The organism is Cellvibrio fibrivorans, from assembly GCF_031457055.1.
GTDB classification, from domain to species: domain Bacteria; phylum Pseudomonadota; class Gammaproteobacteria; order Pseudomonadales; family Cellvibrionaceae; genus Cellvibrio; species Cellvibrio fibrivorans.
On record NZ_JAVDVX010000005.1, the window covers coordinates 387,129 to 404,377 of the forward strand.

At 47.2% G+C, this 17,249-nt stretch carries 13 protein-coding genes; 8 read left to right on the top strand and 5 right to left on the bottom strand.

Annotation, left to right across the window (positions count from 1 at the left end):
* The first annotated feature begins 294 nt into the window (after positions 1-294).
* Positions 295-819 carry a VOC family protein gene (locus J2X05_RS14960; protein ID WP_310073814.1) on the top strand — a complete coding sequence of 175 codons (525 nt, stop codon included), beginning with the start codon at positions 295-297 and terminating at the stop codon, positions 817-819.
* Between the two features lie 57 nt (positions 820-876).
* Positions 877-1,305 (top strand): VOC family protein, encoded by a 429-nt coding sequence (locus J2X05_RS14965; protein ID WP_310073816.1) that lies wholly within the window; start codon positions 877-879, stop codon positions 1,303-1,305.
* Between the two features lie 25 nt (positions 1,306-1,330).
* Here J2X05_RS14965 and J2X05_RS14970 read toward each other — a convergent pair whose 3' ends face one another.
* From J2X05_RS14970 to J2X05_RS14985, 4 genes are all read right to left on the bottom strand, one after another.
* Positions 1,331-1,552, bottom strand: a complete 222-nt coding sequence (locus J2X05_RS14970) for a penicillin-binding protein (RefSeq protein ID WP_310073817.1) — start codon at positions 1,550-1,552, stop codon at positions 1,331-1,333.
* Between the two features lie 175 nt (positions 1,553-1,727).
* Positions 1,728-2,921, bottom strand: a complete 1,194-nt coding sequence (locus J2X05_RS14975) for a hypothetical protein (RefSeq protein WP_310073819.1) — start codon at positions 2,919-2,921, stop codon at positions 1,728-1,730.
* Positions 2,922-2,994: 73 nt separating this feature from the next.
* Positions 2,995-6,720 (bottom strand): methionine synthase, encoded by a 3,726-nt coding sequence (gene metH, locus J2X05_RS14980; protein ID WP_310073821.1) that lies wholly within the window; start codon positions 6,718-6,720, stop codon positions 2,995-2,997.
* Between the two features lie 221 nt (positions 6,721-6,941).
* Positions 6,942-7,166 carry a hypothetical protein gene (locus J2X05_RS14985; protein ID WP_310073824.1) on the bottom strand — a complete coding sequence of 75 codons (225 nt, stop codon included), beginning with the start codon at positions 7,164-7,166 and terminating at the stop codon, positions 6,942-6,944.
* A gap of 353 nt (positions 7,167-7,519) precedes the next feature.
* On the opposite strand from J2X05_RS14985, the gene nfuA reads away from it, so the two are divergent.
* On the top strand, positions 7,520-8,107 hold the full coding sequence (gene nfuA / locus J2X05_RS14990; RefSeq protein ID WP_310073826.1) for a Fe-S biogenesis protein NfuA: 588 nt from the start codon (positions 7,520-7,522) through the stop codon (positions 8,105-8,107).
* Positions 8,108-8,180: 73 nt separating this feature from the next.
* Here the strand turns inward: nfuA and J2X05_RS14995 are convergent, their stop codons facing one another.
* Positions 8,181-8,963: a substrate-binding periplasmic protein gene (locus J2X05_RS14995; protein ID WP_310073828.1), complete on the bottom strand. Its 783-nt coding sequence runs from the start codon at positions 8,961-8,963 to the stop codon at positions 8,181-8,183.
* A 230-nt stretch (positions 8,964-9,193) separates the two neighbouring features.
* On the opposite strand from J2X05_RS14995, the gene J2X05_RS15000 reads away from it, so the two are divergent.
* The 5 genes from J2X05_RS15000 (at position 9,194) to J2X05_RS15020 (ending at position 17,193) form a co-directional block, all read left to right on the top strand.
* A complete protein-coding gene (locus J2X05_RS15000) occupies positions 9,194-11,575 on the top strand; it encodes a catecholate siderophore receptor Fiu (protein WP_310073831.1) in 2,382 nt (793 codons plus the stop codon).
* Between the two features lie 100 nt (positions 11,576-11,675).
* Positions 11,676-12,356 (top strand): Fe2+-dependent dioxygenase, encoded by a 681-nt coding sequence (locus J2X05_RS15005; RefSeq protein WP_310073834.1) that lies wholly within the window; start codon positions 11,676-11,678, stop codon positions 12,354-12,356.
* Between the two features lie 138 nt (positions 12,357-12,494).
* Positions 12,495-13,826 carry an efflux RND transporter periplasmic adaptor subunit gene (locus tag J2X05_RS15010; protein WP_310073837.1) on the top strand — a complete coding sequence of 444 codons (1,332 nt, stop codon included), beginning with the start codon at positions 12,495-12,497 and terminating at the stop codon, positions 13,824-13,826.
* On the top strand, positions 13,826-15,769 hold the full coding sequence (locus J2X05_RS15015) for a MacB family efflux pump subunit (protein ID WP_310073840.1): 1,944 nt from the start codon (positions 13,826-13,828) through the stop codon (positions 15,767-15,769). The genes J2X05_RS15010 and J2X05_RS15015 overlap by 1 nt, the downstream gene beginning before the upstream one ends.
* Before the next feature lie 5 nt (positions 15,770-15,774).
* Positions 15,775-17,193, top strand: coding sequence for an efflux transporter outer membrane subunit (locus tag J2X05_RS15020; protein ID WP_310073842.1), 1,419 nt, complete (start codon positions 15,775-15,777; stop codon positions 17,191-17,193).
* Positions 17,194-17,249 lie beyond the last annotated feature (56 nt).

The following is a 17,249-nucleotide window of genomic DNA, read 5'->3' on the forward strand; positions in this document are numbered from 1 at the left end:
TGATTCACTGAAAACACTGATGTAGGATGAGATTGGCTTGTTGAAAGCCGGCGAAATAATGAAATATTCAGTGCTTTGTCCATGTGTTTTTTTGAGGTGATGTTTAAAATTATTAAAACTCTTTCTGTTATTTGAATTGGCTTGGAAGGGTTTGCGGAACATAGAGAGAGTCATGCAATCCTAAATATTAAAAGCGAAAACTTGGTTAAAACCAAGAACGATATTTGTGCGCCTGTTGGTGACGATGATGTCGCGTGAATTATTAAATCTAATGTCTTCTATGTGTCATCTTGTATGCATGTTTCCACAGCAAAACCACTGTCGGTAATAAGGAGAAATGAAATGGCTTTGATTAAACAGAAAATCGTCCCACATTTATGGTTTGATACAGAAGCAAAAGAAGCTGCGCGTTTTTATTGTTCGGTTTTCCCTGATTCAAAAATTCTCAGTATTACCAAGCTGCATGACACGCCGTCAGGAGAGTGCGATGTGGTTTCGTTTTCCCTTTCGGGGCAATTTTTTATGGCAATCAGTGCGGGGCCTCTGTTCAAATTTAATGAATCTATTTCGTTTATTGTCAATTGCGACACTCAGGAAGAAATCAATTATTACTGGGAGCAACTTTCTGCAGTGCCGGAGGCTGAACAGTGTGGTTGGTTGAAAGACCAGTTCGGTTTGTCCTGGCAGATTGTTCCATCAATATTGGATGAGATGATGCAAGACGAAGATCCTGAACGGGTTGCACGGATCACAGAAGCATTTCTCAAAATGAAGAAGTTTGATGTTGTCGCTTTGCATGAGGCATACAACAAAAAATAATGCTTTTGGTGATTTAACGATAATGAGCGTTGTGACTTTTTATTAAAGGAGTCAAAAATGGAAACGCAAGAATTACATCGCGGGCGGTTGATTGATCACATTCAGCTAGTGGTGAAGGATCTTCCAGCAGCGCAAAAATTTTACACCGCTGTTTTTAAGGAGCTGGATATCCCATTAGGTGGTTCAGGTGATGGGTATTTTTGGGCAGACGAATTGTTTGTATCCACTCCCGAAAGTGACGCTGCACAAGGCGTATTGACAGGGCGCCATCACTTGGCATTCCAGGCGCGAGACGAAACGATGGTCGATGCGTTTTACCAAGCTGCTTTGGCAAATGGCGGAAAAGATAATGGCAAACCGGGTGAACGCCCATACCACCCAGGATACTACGCGGCGTTTGTGTTAGATCCCGATGGCAACAATATCGAAGCGGTTTACCACGGGATGGCTAAGCGTAGCGCACCTTCTGTCACCATTGTGTTTTAGTCGGGCTGATTGTTTTGCGCAATGATTAATAAGAAGAATTCGGTGTACTGTCGGGATTAATTTCACCATAGACTTCTTCCGGGTCTATCTCATTAATCAGTAAAACCTCTCGCACCATTTGAATATGGTCAAGCACGGGTTGATATCTATCACCGTATTCGTACTTATTTACCTCGATAGCTTTGGGCATATAGCAGAAGGCAATTTTTAACGCTTGAATAAGGTCGTCATTTGTTGAGTTGGTCATGGCTGTCTCCATGTTTGGGGCTTTGTAGGTTGCCGGTGAGGAACGAACCGCAACAGCGGTTTATCAGGTGGCAAATAATAATTTATTTATCGTTTGGTAGGTTGGGCGGTCATGCCCAACATGAGTGAGCATGCGAGTCTCAAAGTGCTGGTCATGCTCCATTGAGATTATGTTTTTACGGAGCGGTTTTTTCACCAAAAAAATAGATAGATCCTTCCTTATGAATTTTTTTATCGTTGACTAGTTCGTCTAATAGAATTAGTAAGCTTTTATTGAAATTAACTTTTTCTTTAATTGCATTAAAGTTAATAGACTTGTTTTTAAGAAGTGAAAGTATTTCTTGTTTTGTAAAGGAGTTTATTTTGCTAAGTGCCTGAGCGATGTCAGCGAGTGATTCATCACTTCTTAACTCTGTTAGCTTTCTTTTTCCTGTTTCTGTGATTGAAAGTGGCTTGTGGGATGACCTCCCGACTAGACCTGCCTCTTGCGCTGTATTTATGCTTTTATACAAATTTTTCTGAGGAAATCCAGAGTTTTTAGCAATTTCCTCAATAGAATATGAGCCTGCATTATCTATAAGTTCAAGTGCCATAAGAAGGCTTGCGCGGCTGCTTGGGTCTTTTAATGACTCTATCGTGCTATCGCTACAAGAGTTAATTATTTTCTCGTAGTAGCTTGATGTATCTATGTTGTTATTAGGTAACACCATCTTGGTATTTTGATTTTCTACTTCATTGATAATATCAACTAAATCCGTCCCGTAACTTATTTTTCTTGGGGCTACTTTTTGTTTTACAGTGTCATTGATTTTTACACGTGTAAATTTTTTGTTTTCTTTTTCTAGGGTTTTGTTTTTTTCGGTAAGTTCATTAATTGATAATAGTTTTTCTTCCGCTTCAGCTTGCTTCGTTTTTAATAAGGAGATTTCCTCTAATAATCTTGTGTTTTCAAGGGAGAGTTCGTTTAGCTGCTCTTTTTCGCCTTCTATTTTTTGCAGTTGTCGCTTGAGTCTTGAAATTTGATTTTCGTGTTCAGTGATGCTCATGGATTTGTAAAATCTGCCATTTCTATCTGCTTTGGCAATAATATTTCGTATTGTTTTTGACAAAAGTTCAAGTGTTTCTTTGGCAGAGCTGGAAAGAATTGAATACGCTAAACCTAAAATCACAGGTATTGTTATTAGGCACCAATGAGTTGTTTGGCTTTTATACTCTAAAATATAGGCAACACTGAATTTTTCAGTTTCGAATAGAGCCGCTATCGGTAGTTGCCAATTAATAAAAAGCCAAGAAACAATAATTGATATCCAGAGCGGGCTGGAAAATCTATCTGCAAAATAGTCTCGAACATCTTGAATGATATCGGTCATCTTATTTTTCCTTAGTAGTGATATTTTCTATACGGCGGGTTGCTTCGCGAACCCGCCCTACAAAACTCCAACTTTACTCAGCAACAACACCCGGCTCATAAGCCAACACCGGACTCATCCACCTTTCTATCTCCTGCACACTCCAACCCTTACGCTGCGCCAAACTCTCCACCTGATCCTTCTCGATCTTGCCGGTATTAAAATACTCAGCTTGTGGATGTGCAAAATACCAGCCGGAAACTGCTGCCGTTGGCAACATCGCGAAATGTTCGGTCAGGGTGATGCCGGTATTTTTCTCGCCATCCAACAATTTAAACAATTGCGTTTTTTCAGTGTGATCGGGGCAGGCTGGATAACCGGGAGCAGGGCGGATGCCTTTGTATTGTTCTTTGATTAAATCTTCGTTTGACAGATTTTCATCGCGATCATAGCCCCAGAATTCTTTGCGCACACGTAAGTGCATGTGTTCGGCAAAGGCTTCAGCTAAACGGTCGGCGAGGGCTTTTACCATGATGCTGTTGTAGTCATCGCCTGCATCCTGATATTGCTTGGCGAGTTCTTCTGCTCCTATGCCGGTAGTGACCGCAAAGCCGCCGATGTAATCTTGTTTGCCGGTTTCTTTCGGTGCAACAAAATCGGCGAGTGAATAATGCGGGCGCGATTCCATGCCTTGTTTTAAATGCTGCTGGCGGATGTGGTGCAAAGTATTGATTTGTTTTCCATCCGCATCATATACGGCGATGTCATCGCTGTTGACCGTATTCGCTGGCCAGAAGCCGATTACGCCGTTGGCGCGAATCAGCTTTTCATCGATCAATTTACGCAGCATCTGTTGTGCATCGGCAAATAAATTGCGTGCAGCTTCGCCGACGATTTCATCCTCCAGAATTTTTGGATATTTTCCGGCGAGATCCCAGCTGATAAAGAAAGGTGTCCAGTCGATAAAATCAACTAGCGTATTTAAATCGTAATCTTCAAATACTTTTACGCCGGTAAATGCGGGTGCTGGTGGTGTGTAATTATCCCAATCCAGTTTTAAACCTTTGGCGATAGCCTCGGGATAGGAGCGTACTGTGCCGCGTGGTTTGCGGTTGGCGTTGCGCTCGCGTACATCTATGTATTCTTGCTTGAGGTCTTCCACGAATTTGGGGCGCAATTCGTCGGACAGCAGTGTGCTGGCGACACCTACGGCGCGCGAGGCATCTGCAACGTAGACCACTTGGTTGAGTTTAAAAACTGGGTCAATTTTTACCGCGGTATGTGCTTTGGAGGTGGTTGCGCCGCCAATCATCAAGGGTTTATTAATACCGCGGCGTTCCATTTCGCGGCCGACAAATACCATTTCATCCAGCGATGGCGTGATCAAACCCGAGAGTCCGATAATGTCGCAGTTTTGCTCGATGGCGGTATCGATAATTTTATCGCAGGGCACCATTACCCCCAGGTCAACCACTTCAAAGTTATTGCACTGCAATACCACGCCGACAATATTTTTGCCGATGTCATGCACATCGCCCTTTACGGTGGCCATCAAAATTTTGCCATTGGGTTTGGAGGCTTCGGTTTTCTCGGCTTCAATAAACGGTTGCAAATAGGCTACTGATTGTTTCATTACGCGCGCGGATTTAACTACTTGCGGTAAAAACATTTTACCGGCGCCGAATAAATCACCCACCACATTCATACCGTCCATGAGTGGGCCTTCGATCACATCGAGCGGGCGAGGGTAGTGTTGGCGTGCTTCTTCGGTATCTTCAACGATATGGGTTGAAATCCCTTTTACCAGTGAGTGTTCGATGCGTTTTGCAATAGGCAGTGAGCGCCATTCGGCGTCTTCTTTCACTTCGCCGGTAGAGCCATCGCCGCGATATTTTTCAGCGATATCGAGCAGTGCTTCGGTGCCGCCGCTGTGACGGTTGAGGATTACATCTTCAACTTTGTCTTTTAATTCTTGCGGTAAATCGTCATACACCGCCAATTGGCTGGCATTAACGATGCCCATATTCATACCCGCTTTAATCGCGTGGTACAAAAATACCGAGTGGATGGCTTCACGCACCGGGTTGTTGCCACGGAACGAGAAGGACACGTTGGATACGCCGCCGCTTACGCCCGCGTGGGGTAGGTTGGTACGAATCCAACGTGTGGCTTCAATAAAATCGACTGCGTAATTGTTGTGTTCTTCAATACCGGTTGCGACCGCAAAAATGTTTGGATCGAAAATAATATCTTCCGGTGGGAAATCCAGTTTATCTACCAATGTACGATAAGAGCGCTCACAAATTTCTTTTTTGCGCGCCATGGTATCGGCTTGGCCGGTTTCATCAAATGCCATTACGACTACAGCGGCACCGTAGCGCATGCAGAGTTTGGCTTTTTGTAAAAACTCTTCTTCGCCTTCTTTCAGGCTGATGGAGTTTACAATCGGTTTGCCTTGAATACATTTCAATCCGGCTTCGATGACATCCCATTTAGATGAATCCACCATAATCGGTACACGGGCGATATCCGGTTCGCCAGCAATTAAATTCAAAAAGCGCACCATGGCTTTTTCAGCATCGAGCATGCCTTCATCCATGTTGATGTCGATTACCTGCGCACCGTTTTCCACTTGCTCCAGCGCCACTTCGAGTGCGGTGGAATAATCTTCTTCCACAATTAATTTTTTAAAGCGTGCAGAACCGGTAACGTTGCAGCGTTCGCCGACGTTTACAAATAACGAATCTTTGGTGATGTTGAACGGCTCTAAACCGGAGAGGCGACATGCAGGTTCGATATCGGGAATTTTGCGTGGGGCATATTTGCCCATCACATCCGCAAGTGCTTTGATGTGTGCCGGTGTGGTGCCGCAGCAGCCGCCGATAATATTTAAAAATCCGCTTGCGGCAAATTCTTCAACAATATTCACCATCTCTTGCGCGGTTTGGTCATACTCACCAAATTCATTCGGTAAACCGGCGTTGGGGTGCGCGCTCACAAAGCAATTGGCAACGCGTGACAATTCTTGTACGTACTGACGCAATTCTTTCGCGCCCAGTGCGCAGTTCAAACCCATGCTGAGTGGGCGGGCGTGTGCGAGTGAGTTGTAAAATGCTTCCGTCGTTTGGCCGGACAGGGTGCGGCCAGAGGCATCGGTAATGGTGCCGGATATCATAATCGGCAATTCAAAACCGACATTGTCAAAATATTGTTTTACCGCGAACACCGCGGCTTTGGCATTGAGCGTATCGAAAATAGTTTCGATCAAAATAATATCGGCGCCGCCTTTGACCAAACCATCCATCGACTCCAGGTAATTTTCGACGAGCTGATCAAAAGTTACATTGCGTGCACCCGGATCATTTACATCCGGCGAAATAGAACAGGTGCGGCTGGTTGGCCCGAGCACACCGGCAACAAAGCGCGGTTTGGCCGGATTTTTCGCTGTCATTTCATCACACAGTTCTCTGGCCAGGCGCGCAGAGGCGAAATTGAGTTCGTGACTCAGGTCTTCCATGTCGTAATCGGCCATGGAGATGCGCGTGGAGTTGAAGGTGTTGGTTTCCAGAATATCGGCACCGGCGTCCAGGTAAGCGCGTTGAATCTCGCGGATGACGTCCGGTTTGGTGATGCTGAGCAAATCGTTATTGCCCGCGATATCCATGTGGTAATCAGCAAAGCGCTCGCCGCGATAATCCGCCTCTTGCAGCTTGTAACTTTGGATCATTGTGCCCATACCGCCATCCAGGATCAGGATGCGCTGGCGAATCGCCTCATTAAGGGCAGTGATACGGGTAGAGAGTGCAGCTGGAATAGTCATGGAAAACCTTTGGCGAGTAAAAATTGCCTCGAATCTATCGAGGCAATATCAAAAAAGTTTGATATAGAAAATTGGCGCGAATTCTAGCAGAAAACCCGCCTGCGGGGATGCGGCGGATCGGGATTTATCGGTTATAAGCGGAGTCGGGCGAATAGACCAATCCGCTTAAGAGTTTAGTCGGGATTGGTCGTGGGGCGAGCTGGGGTAGCAGCTGTTAGCGGCTATTTTTCGATATGAACCAGCTTTTTGTCGGAGTCATTCTTCGCTACGTCATCCGGGCGGAGATTAATGAGTGCCAGCGCCGCAAAGAACGCAAAGCCGCATGCGGCCATCACGATAGAGTCAGGATACAAAGCGCCAAACAGCATGTTGGCGATGGCCAAGCTGATGTAGATGGTAATTCTCAGGTTTTTGGCATTGAGCAAAAAGTGATTGGATTCGCTCATGTTGAGCCTCCGGTTATACAAGGTGAGACGGATTCTTTAAGTGGTGCTGATTAAAGCATAGCTTGCTTAATGCAATCTTAAATGACAATTGTGACAAGTATCACATTTAATTGTTAAAGGATTGTTAATCCCAGATGAGTGGTTTCTCGCCAGCGGTGGGTGGTTGGTGGAAATAAGATTGAGTCTCAACATGCTCAGGATTTCGGCCGGTTATCGTTGCAGGCCTTGGCGCTATGGCGTCGATTGTAAATTACTTGTCTCTTTTACGGGGTTGCTAGTGCCTTGGCTACCGGCTTTGCAGTAGAATACCCGAGTAATTTAATCAGGTATTAGGTATTTACAGAAAGGTTACTATGGTCAACGTCGATATCACCGAATCCGCCCAACAATATTTGAAAGAACTGCTGGATAAGCAGAAAGACAACGATGGCATTGGCATCCGTATGTTCGTGGCCAATCCGGGCACATCCAACGCAGAAACCTGCATTGCTTACTGCCGCCCCGGTGAAGAAAAAGAGGGTGATGTGATTGTCCCGCTCAATGGTTTTAATGCCTACTTTGAAGAGCGCAGCCTGCCGTTTTTGGAAGATGCAAAAGTCGATTATTCGGCAGATCGCATGGGTGGTCAGCTCACCATTCGCGCCCCCAACTCCAAAATGCCGCGCGTGACTGACGACAGCCCGCTGGAAGACCGTATCAATTATGTGTTGTACAACGATGTAAACCCAAGCCTCGCCTCCCACGGCGGCAACGTCAGTTTGGTGGAAGTGACTGAGGATATGATCGCTATCCTGAAATTTGGCGGCGGTTGCCAGGGTTGTGGTTCGGTGGCGATTACCTTGAAGCAGGGTATTGAAGTACAGTTGATGGATAAGTTGCCTGAATTAAAAGGCATCCGCGATGTGACCGACCATACAGATCGTTCAAACGCCTATATGTAATCCAGCTCGATAGGATGCACAAAAAAATACCGCCCCTGTGTACTTGGGGGCGGTATTTTTTTGTCTTCAATTATTAATTTTCCTGTTGGGTGGTTACATTAATTCCTGCTAATCGATCATATTCTCCAGTTTGCTTTAGTTCGTTCAACCCCTTATCCAGTTGCTCCGCCAACCATCTTGCCCTTGGGCTTTTGTGTGAGAAAGCGACATACACATCGCCGTGATGATTTAAAAAGCGTTTATCGAAAATAGTGGCATCCAATTTCATTTCTTTCAAAGCGTACTCTGCTTCGCGATCAAACATCACGGCGGCGTCTATGCGTCCCTGTTTTAGCATGCGAATAATTTGCGACTGTTGCGATACTTGCACTTCCGTAAAGCGGTGGCGGTGGTTTTCGTAAATATCGCCATATTCGTAATCGCGGATTACGCCGACGCGGAATTTGTCGGGTATGTCATTAATGGATTTTATTTTTGGATAAGTACCCGGAATAAAAAACCAGTAGGACTCCACCGCAAGTAGCGGGACCTTGCCAAAAATATACTTGTCTTTAGTGGTCGATTGCAGGGTGACGTTGTAGCCGCCGTCGATTTTTCCGGATTGTAAGTCGTGCAAAACCCGTGCGTAGGGTAATACCCGGAATGTCGGTGTGAGGTTGGTTTTGGCAAAAGCGGCCTTGATCAGATTGGTAGATACCCCTTGGCCTTGCGCGTTGGAATAGGGTGGCCAGGAATCTTCGGCACCCAGATGCACACGAATTAAGTCTTCCGTTGACCCAGTTGCTGGCGGTTCAGCCTGTACCTGAATTGCCAGCAGGCACAGCAGCAGCCATGCGATCGCCCGGAATTTACGCATTGGTTAACAACTCCTAACTTGGCATGGCTGGCAATATAGGTGGGAAAGACTAATCGCATTTAGTTATATGATCAATAAGGCAAGTGACGGTCACTATTAGCTGCGGGTGATTTTGCATTGAGTAAATATTTTCTCAAATGAGAATTATTATTATTGCAGATGATAATAGTTATCTATATTATGTGCGCCTAAATCCTCTTTGCGTATTGATACTATTACAAGGGCTTGTCATGACCATAATCAAATCTACCTCTTCACACATTGTTTCCAAAAAACGCGCTACCTCTGTGCAGTTGACCGCAACTGCTCTGTCATCTGCCATATTGTTGGCATCGGCAGGCACTATGGCGGCTGAAGAAGCGAAAGAAACCAAAACACTCAATACCGTTAAAGTTGAGGCGGATGCGATTGAATCAGCCTACAAAGCTGAAAAGGCCAGTTCTCCCAAATTTACCCAGCCCTTGGTGGATACTCCGCAAACCATCGTGGTTGTGAAAAAAGAGTTATTCCAGCAACAGGCTGCTACTACGCTGAGTGAAGCTCTGCGCAATACCCCCGGCATCACTATGTTGATGGGCGAGAATGGCAATACGGCCACTGGTGACTCTATCTTCATGCGCGGTTTTGATACCCAAGGCAGTATCTATGTAGATGGTATCCGCGATCTGGGCAGCATCAGCCGCGACACCTTTAATACCGAACAAGTAGAAATCGCTAAAGGCCCTGCTGGTGTGGATAACGGCCGCGGCGCAGCCTCGGGATATGTCAACCTCAGCTCAAAGTTGGCCAGCCAGGAAGATGCCATTACTGGCAAGCTGACCGGCGGGACTGCCGATTTCAAGCGCGCAACAGTGGACGTTAACCGCAGCATCACCGAGACATCGGCAATCCGCGTAAACCTGTTGAAGCAGGATGCCGGTGTTGATGGTCGCGATGAAGTAGAAAACAATTCTGAAGGCTTGGCATTATCGCTCGGTTTGGGCTTGGGAACTGAAACCCGCACCTATGTGAATTTCCTGTCGATGGAGCAGTCAGGTGTTCCAGATGGTGGCGTACCTACTATTGGTTTGGATGGGTACTACAGCAGTGTTTACGCTGGCCGCTTCCCGACCGGTGGTGGTCCTGATCTGTTGCCAGTGGATACTGAAAATTTCTATGGCTCTACCAGTGACCATAACGACGTCAATGCCAACATGACCACGGTGCGCATCGAGCACGATTTGGCGGACGGTGTAACTCTGCGCAATACCTCTCGCTATGGCCACACCAAGCAAGAGCAAGTATTGACCGGTGTAAATGCGTTGGTGATTCCTGCGGCGACCAAAACCAATAGCGATACCTGGCAAGTGGCTCGCAGCCGCCAAGGTAAGGACCAATCCAATCAAATCCTCACCAACCAAACCAATCTGACGGCATCGTTTGATGCGGGTGGCGTAAAGCACGATCTCACTTCCGGTGTGGAATTTATTTACGAAAGCCAATTGAACTACACCATGGGGATTCCATTTGTATCCCCCACATCGTCAACCACGCTGACGCAAGCAAGTGCAAACCTTTATAACCCCAGCACGGCCGATGTGTTCCAGCCGCTGGTTCGCACCGATGCTAAAACTGACGGTGAAACGACCACTTATGGCGTTTACGCTTTGGATACCATCACCCTGAATCCGCAATGGGAAGTTAGCATCGGACTGCGTGCTGACCGTTTCCATACCAAAACCGATACCACTACCCGCCAGGCAGCCGTCACTGCACCTGCACCACAACTTATTCCGGTAGGCACCTTGCTTGCGCGCGATGCCCATGTGACTGATGAGTTGCTGAGCTGGAAATTAGGTGGAGTATACAAACCAACTGATACTGGTTCGATTTATGCTTCCTACGCGACCTCTGAGTTACCGCCGGGAGGCTCTAACTTTGCGTTGAATACTGATCCTGCAACGCAAGCCGCAGGTAGCAATATCAACAACCCCAACCTTGATCCTCAAAAAGGAACCAATTTGGAGTTGGGTACCAAGTGGAATTTGTTGAATGACAGTTTGTTCTTTACTGCTGCTGCATTTAAAAGTACGAACGAAAATGAAATCGCTACCAATGCCGATGGTTCATCAACTGCGGTAGGTGAAAAGCAGGTAGAGGGTGTTGAATTCGCGTTAATAGGTGCCTTGACCAAAGCATGGCAATTGAATGCGGGTATCGCTTTTATGGATACTGAAATTGTGCGCGGTAACCGCACTGCAGCAAATAATGGTGCAACTAATAATGAAGGCGGTGTAATTCAATGGTCTCCTGAAGTGACTTTCACTTTATGGAACACCTACACCTTTGAAAATGGTTTGGTAATTGGCGGTGGAGCGCGCTTTGTTGACACCATGGCTAGCTCCAGCCTGACCAAAGCTGAAGCGCAAGCGCTGCGTTCCGTATTGGAATTTGGTGATTATTGGGTGTTTGATGCAATGGCCTCTTACCCAATCAACAAAAACCTCAGCGTGCAGTTAAACGTGCTTAACTTGACTGACGAAGAATATATCGGCAGCTTGAACAATGCGGGTTCACGTTATTACCCTGGTGCGCCTTTGTCTGCGCGCTTGGGCGTAAACTTCGCGTTTTAATTAATCGACATAACCGCGAATGCAGGGGCGCAATTTATTGCGCCCCTTATTTATTTGGTGATAAACAGGGCGCGATAAACCTTATCTCTACGAGAAAATTATGCTAATCCATATCCCACAATTACTCAGCAAGCAACAAGTTGCGGAATGTCGTGCACGTTTGAATCAAGCTCAATGGGTTGATGGTAAGGCGACGGTGGGCGTGCAGGGCGCGCAAGTCAAACGTAATCGCCAGCTGGCGGTGGATAATCCGATTGCGCGCGAGTTAGGTGAAATTATTTTAACGGCACTTTATGCCAATCCGCTGTTTATGTCTGCAGCCTTGCCATTGCGTGTAGTCCCACCATTATTTAACGCTTATTCCGGTGGTGAGCATTATGGTTTTCATGTCGATGGTGCAATTCGCTTAGTGCCCGGCAGCAATTTAAGTTTGCGCACTGATGTTTCTTCCACGTTGTTTTTATGCGAGCCGGAAGAGTACGAAGGCGGTGAATTAATTGTGCAGGATACTTACGGCAGTCACGAAGTAAAATTGCCCGCCGGCGATTTAATTTTATATCCCTCCACCAGTTTGCATCAGGTTGCGCCTGTTACCCAAGGCGAGCGCGTATGCAGTTTTTTTTGGACGCAAAGCATGGTGCGCGATGATTGGCAGCGCAATCTATTACATGAACTGGATTGCAATATTCAATCGCTGCGCCAAAAAGTGGGCGACACAGAAGAGCTGGTTGGCCTCACTGGCCACTATCACAATTTATTGCGGCAGTGGGCGCAAGTTTGAGGCGCGGAATTGTGCAATAACTGTTAATTCCCACTGCTTTTTTTTAGTTCCATCACATGTGCAGGTTATACTCGCCGCCACAATTAGCGCGCCAGTTTAACTGGCGTTTCTTGATGATGGGTCTAGCGGTATAACACTATGAATCTGCCTGTTTCCAAACACCGTTTTTTTCACTCACGAATGGGTGCAATTGCATTACTGGTTTCTGTACTGATTCTTGCTGGCCTGCTATGGCGTAGTGTGTTTTATGATGAAGAAGCCGAAATTGTTTATACAACCGAATTGGTTGCGCGTGGAGACATCGAAAACCTGGTTACGGCAACTGGCACTTTGCAACCGCAGGATTATGTCGATGTAGGCGCACAGGTATCTGGCCAGTTAAAAAAATTACATGTTGAAGTTGGTTCGGAAGTAAAAGCGGGCGATCTTCTGGCGGAAATTGATGCAACTGTTTATGCCGCCAAAGTAGATGCAACCCGCGCGCAATTGCGCAACCAGCAAGCGCAATTGCAGGAGCGTGAAGCGCAGTTAACCTTGGCAGGGATTAATTTCAAACGCCAAAAAAATCTGCTGAGCGAAGATGCGACTACGACAGAAGCAGTTGAAACGGCCGATGCCAATTTAAAATCAGCTCAGGCGCAACTCAAATCCTTGCAGGCGCAAATCCAGCAAACCGAATCGACCTTGCGTGTTGAGGCGGCGAATTTGAATTATGCCCGCATCTATTCCCCTATTGATGGCACGGTGGTGTCGATCACTTCGCGCCAAGGGCAAACACTCAATACCAATCAAATGGCGCCGACCATTATGCGTATTGCTGACTTGTCTACCATGACGGTGCAAACGCAAGTCTCGGAAGCGGATATCGGAAAATTGCGTGTTGAAATGCCGGTGTATTTCACGACGCTGGGCAGTCAGGGGCGTCGCTGGTACAGCAAGATTAATCGCATACAGCCTACGCCGGAAGTTCTCAATAACGTGATTTTGTACAACGCGTTATTTGATGTTCCCAACGAAAGCCGTGTATTGATGACGCAGATGAGCACGCAAGTCTTTTTTATCGAATCCCAAGCGAAAGATGTGTTGTTGGTGCCTATGTCTGCGGTGAGTTTTGCATCACCGCGAGGAGATCGTCCGCAAGGCGAGAGTCCGAAGGGCGATCAAGCAAATGCACCGCCACCAACGGAAGAACAAAAAGCTGAGTGGAAAAAGCGTCGCGATGAAACAAAAGAAAGCGTAGATAAATCTGCACACCGCCCACGCCCCGCCATGGTTAAAGTAATGGGCGAAGATGGCGATATTGAAGAGCGCAAAGTATTGGTAGGTGTCACTAACCGAGTGCAAGCGCAAATCATTGAGGGTTTGAACGAGGGTGAAAAAGTGGTGAGCGGAAGTTCGCGCCCAAGCCAACAAAAGCCGGTCGCTGGTATGGGAATGGGTGGCCCTGGCATGGGCATGGGTAGACGTTAATGAACGCTGTTAAACCTATTAAGCCGCTAATCAAATTATCTGGTGTTACCAAAACGTTTCGTAACGGTGAAATTGCAACCCAAGTGTTGCATGGCATAGATCTTGAGATTTACCCCGGCGAATTTGTTGCCATTATGGGGCAATCGGGTTCGGGCAAATCCACCTTGATGAATATTCTCGGTTGCCTCGACCGCGCAAGTAGCGGTGATTATTTATTTAACGGCGCCAGCGTGGCTACGTTGGATACAGATGGCCTGGCGCAATTGCGCCGCGAAGCCTTTGGTTTTGTATTTCAAAGTTATAACTTATTGGCAGGCGCTACCGCCTGTGAAAATGTGGAAATGCCCGCGACCTATTCAGGCATGACTCCTGAAGCGCGGCGCGAACGCTCCACTGCATTATTAAGTTCGTTGGGTTTGCAGGAACGCTTGCATCATCGCCCCAACCAATTATCCGGTGGCCAGCAACAGCGCGTCTCTATCGCCCGTGCGCTCATGAACGGTGGGCAAATAATTCTCGCAGACGAACCGACAGGTGCGCTTGATAGCCACAGCGGTAAAGAAGTGATGCGTTTGCTAAAAGAATTATCGGCGCAAGGCCACACTATTATTCTTATTACCCACGATGCAGAAGTTGCACATCATGCCCAGCGGTTGATTGAGATTCGCGACGGTAAAATTATTGCTGATCCTGGTCCCGCTATTCCAACGCAATTGCCAGCAGAAGAGCATGCGTTGCACGGCGCACCAAAAGTTAAAACAGAAATTCTGGAGGCGACCAAAACCGCATTCCGCTCCCTGCGCAGCAATATTTTCCGCACAGTGTTAACCCTGCTGGGAATTGTGATTGGGGTAGCGTCGGTAATCAGTATGCTAGCGATTGGCGATGGTGCAAAAAAATCTGTCGTTGATAGCATCAGCGCTATGGGCAGCAATTTATTGTTGGTGCGCCCCGGTGGGCCAACGCAGCGTTTTCGCTGGGATTCGGTAACGCTGGTGCCAGAAGATGTGGATGCAATTGCAACTTTGCCTCATGTTGCGGCTGCATTACCTGAGTTGAATGGCAGTTTCACTTTGCGTTACGGCAATATTGATCACTCAACTGAAATCAGTGCAACGGCTGCGCAATTTCCTATGGCGCGCAAATGGGAAGTGGCGCAAGGCACTTTTTTTACCGATGAAGACAACAAAAATTACGCCACCGTTGTTGTTCTGGGTAAAACCGTGGCAACAAAATTATTTGCTGATAACAATCCCCTAGGTGAATTCATCATCATTAATAATGTGCTGTTTCAGGTAATCGGCGTGATGAGCGAGCGCGGCGCTGACCCTGGCGGGCAAGATCAGGACGATAAAGTCTTTGTTCCCTTCAATACGGGTAGCTTGCGGGTGATAGGCCAGCGATACCTGCGCAATATTACTATTTCGGTCGATGACGAAAAAAATATGGAAGAAGTGCAAACCCGTGTGCATGCCTTGATGATGGAGCGACACGGGACGGAAGATTTTCAGATTCGCAGCATGTCATCGTTAATCGATATGGTTTCTGAAACCCAAAATACCATGACCTTTTTGCTGGGCTCTATCGCAGCGATTTCGCTGTTGGTAGGCGGCATAGGTGTGATGAATATTATGCTGGTCAGTGTTACGGAGCGCACTCGTGAAATTGGTGTGCGCATGGCAACTGGTGCACGCACACGCAACATCATGCAACAGTTTTTAATTGAAGCCTTGGTTGTTTCTGCGCTTGGCGGTGTGATTGGTGTAGCCATAGGTTTGGGCACGGCCATGTTAATTGCCAATTTTGGTACGCCGGTAGCGTATTCATTGGGGCCGGTGATTATGGCATTTAGCTGTGCATTCTTGACGGGTTTGTTATTTGGTTATTTGCCTGCGCGCAAAGCGGCTCGTCTCGATCCGGTTGCAGCCTTGGCGACGGAGTAATGGTTATGCAATTCCACTTAAAAGCACTCGTGTTTAAACAATTGCCGCTGGTGATCGCATCACTCTTCGTTGCAGCTTGCACATCCACAGCAGTGCCAAAACCGGATGTCAATTATGCTGGCAATTATTCTGTAGCTTCTACGCAATCCGATATCGAAACCATTGCAGTAGATTCACGTTGGTGGAAGTCATTTCAATCAGCGGCGTTAAATGAGTTGATGCAAGCCGCGCAGCAACAAAGTCCGGATTTATTAATTTCGGCAGAGCGCGTAAAGCAAGCTGAATTGCAAATGCGTATTGCCAATGCGAGTTTGTTTCCCTCGCTCAGCGCCAGTGCCTCCAGCGGTGAATCCCGCTCCACCTCGGATGGCGGTAGCAATACCCGCAGTGAGTCTACCCGTGTTGGTGCCAATATCAGTTATGAGGTGGATTTATGGGGCGGTATCGCGGCTGAACGTGCATCAGCAAAGGCTGGTTATGACGCAACACGTTACGATCAGGATGCTGCAACCCTCAGTATCAAAGCGGCTATTGCCAGCGGCTGGTTCCAGTGGCTCGCGTTGCAGGAGCGTATTGCAACGGCGCATAAAAATATTGCCATCGCTGAACGTGTGCAAAAAATTGTGGATGCACGTTATAACAACGGTGCCGCAACTGCAGCGGATGTTGCGCAACAGAAAACCAATTTACTGACCCAGCGCTCTTCGCTGTTGCCATTGGAGTTGCAAGCGCGTCAAACCCAATCGGCATTGGCAATTTTGTTGGGGAAAACACCACAGGAATTTTCACTTGCAGCAGAAAACTTGTTAGCTATGCAAGTGCCGCAAATTGCAGCGGGCACTCCGGCAGATCTGGTGGCGCGTCGCCCGGATTTGGCGGCGAGTGAGGCGGATTTACGTGCGGCTAATGCCAATATCCATGCTGCACGTGCGGCGTTATTGCCGGGTATTAGCTTTGGCGCAAATGCGGGTAAATCTGCCAGTGAGTTATTCAGTTTGAATCCGGCAACCCAGACATCCGGATGGACATTGTCGCTCGCACAAACCCTGTTTAACGGTGGGCGCCTGGTCAATCAAAAACGTTTGACTGAAGCGCGTCAGAGCGAATTGTTGTTGCAATATCACAAGGCCATTTTGACGGCCTTGCAAGAGGTGGATAACGCACTAGTGACAGCCGATATCAGCCAGCGCCAGGAAACCAGCCAACAGGAAATTGTTGCCAATGCCGAGCGCAGCTTGCGTTTGACGGAAGCGCGTTACCGGGCGGGCACCGACGATTTGTTATCGCTGCTGGATGCGCAGCGCAGTTTATTTCAGGTGCAAGATTCATTGGTGCAGCAGCGGTTGTCGCGTTTGAATGCCGCAGTAGATTTGTATAAAGCGCTCGGCGGTGGTTGGCAGTTGGCACAGCAAGATACCGAATAAATAAATTAAACAATCTAAAAAAAACTAAAGACCGTGTTAAACATTCACTCTTTTTT

Coding starts and splice junctions, on each gene's coding strand:
- J2X05_RS15005 (WP_310073834.1), top strand. CDS start 11,676: ATGCTAATCCATATCCCACAATTACTCAGCAAGCAACAAGTTGCGGAA.
- J2X05_RS15010 (WP_310073837.1), top strand. CDS start 12,495: ATGAATCTGCCTGTTTCCAAACACCGTTTTTTTCACTCACGAATGGGT.
- J2X05_RS14965 (WP_310073816.1), top strand. CDS start 877: ATGGAAACGCAAGAATTACATCGCGGGCGGTTGATTGATCACATTCAG.
- J2X05_RS15015 (WP_310073840.1), top strand. CDS start 13,826: ATGAACGCTGTTAAACCTATTAAGCCGCTAATCAAATTATCTGGTGTT.
- J2X05_RS15020 (WP_310073842.1), top strand. CDS start 15,775: ATGCAATTCCACTTAAAAGCACTCGTGTTTAAACAATTGCCGCTGGTG.
- J2X05_RS14975 (WP_310073819.1), bottom strand. CDS start 2,921: ATGACCGATATCATTCAAGATGTTCGAGACTATTTTGCAGATAGATTT.
- J2X05_RS14995 (WP_310073828.1), bottom strand. CDS start 8,963: ATGCGTAAATTCCGGGCGATCGCATGGCTGCTGCTGTGCCTGCTGGCA.
- J2X05_RS14970 (WP_310073817.1), bottom strand. CDS start 1,552: ATGACCAACTCAACAAATGACGACCTTATTCAAGCGTTAAAAATTGCC.
- nfuA (WP_310073826.1), top strand. CDS start 7,520: ATGGTCAACGTCGATATCACCGAATCCGCCCAACAATATTTGAAAGAA.
- J2X05_RS15000 (WP_310073831.1), top strand. CDS start 9,194: ATGACCATAATCAAATCTACCTCTTCACACATTGTTTCCAAAAAACGC.
- J2X05_RS14985 (WP_310073824.1), bottom strand. CDS start 7,166: ATGAGCGAATCCAATCACTTTTTGCTCAATGCCAAAAACCTGAGAATT.
- metH (WP_310073821.1), bottom strand. CDS start 6,720: ATGACTATTCCAGCTGCACTCTCTACCCGTATCACTGCCCTTAATGAG.
- J2X05_RS14960 (WP_310073814.1), top strand. CDS start 295: ATGCATGTTTCCACAGCAAAACCACTGTCGGTAATAAGGAGAAATGAA.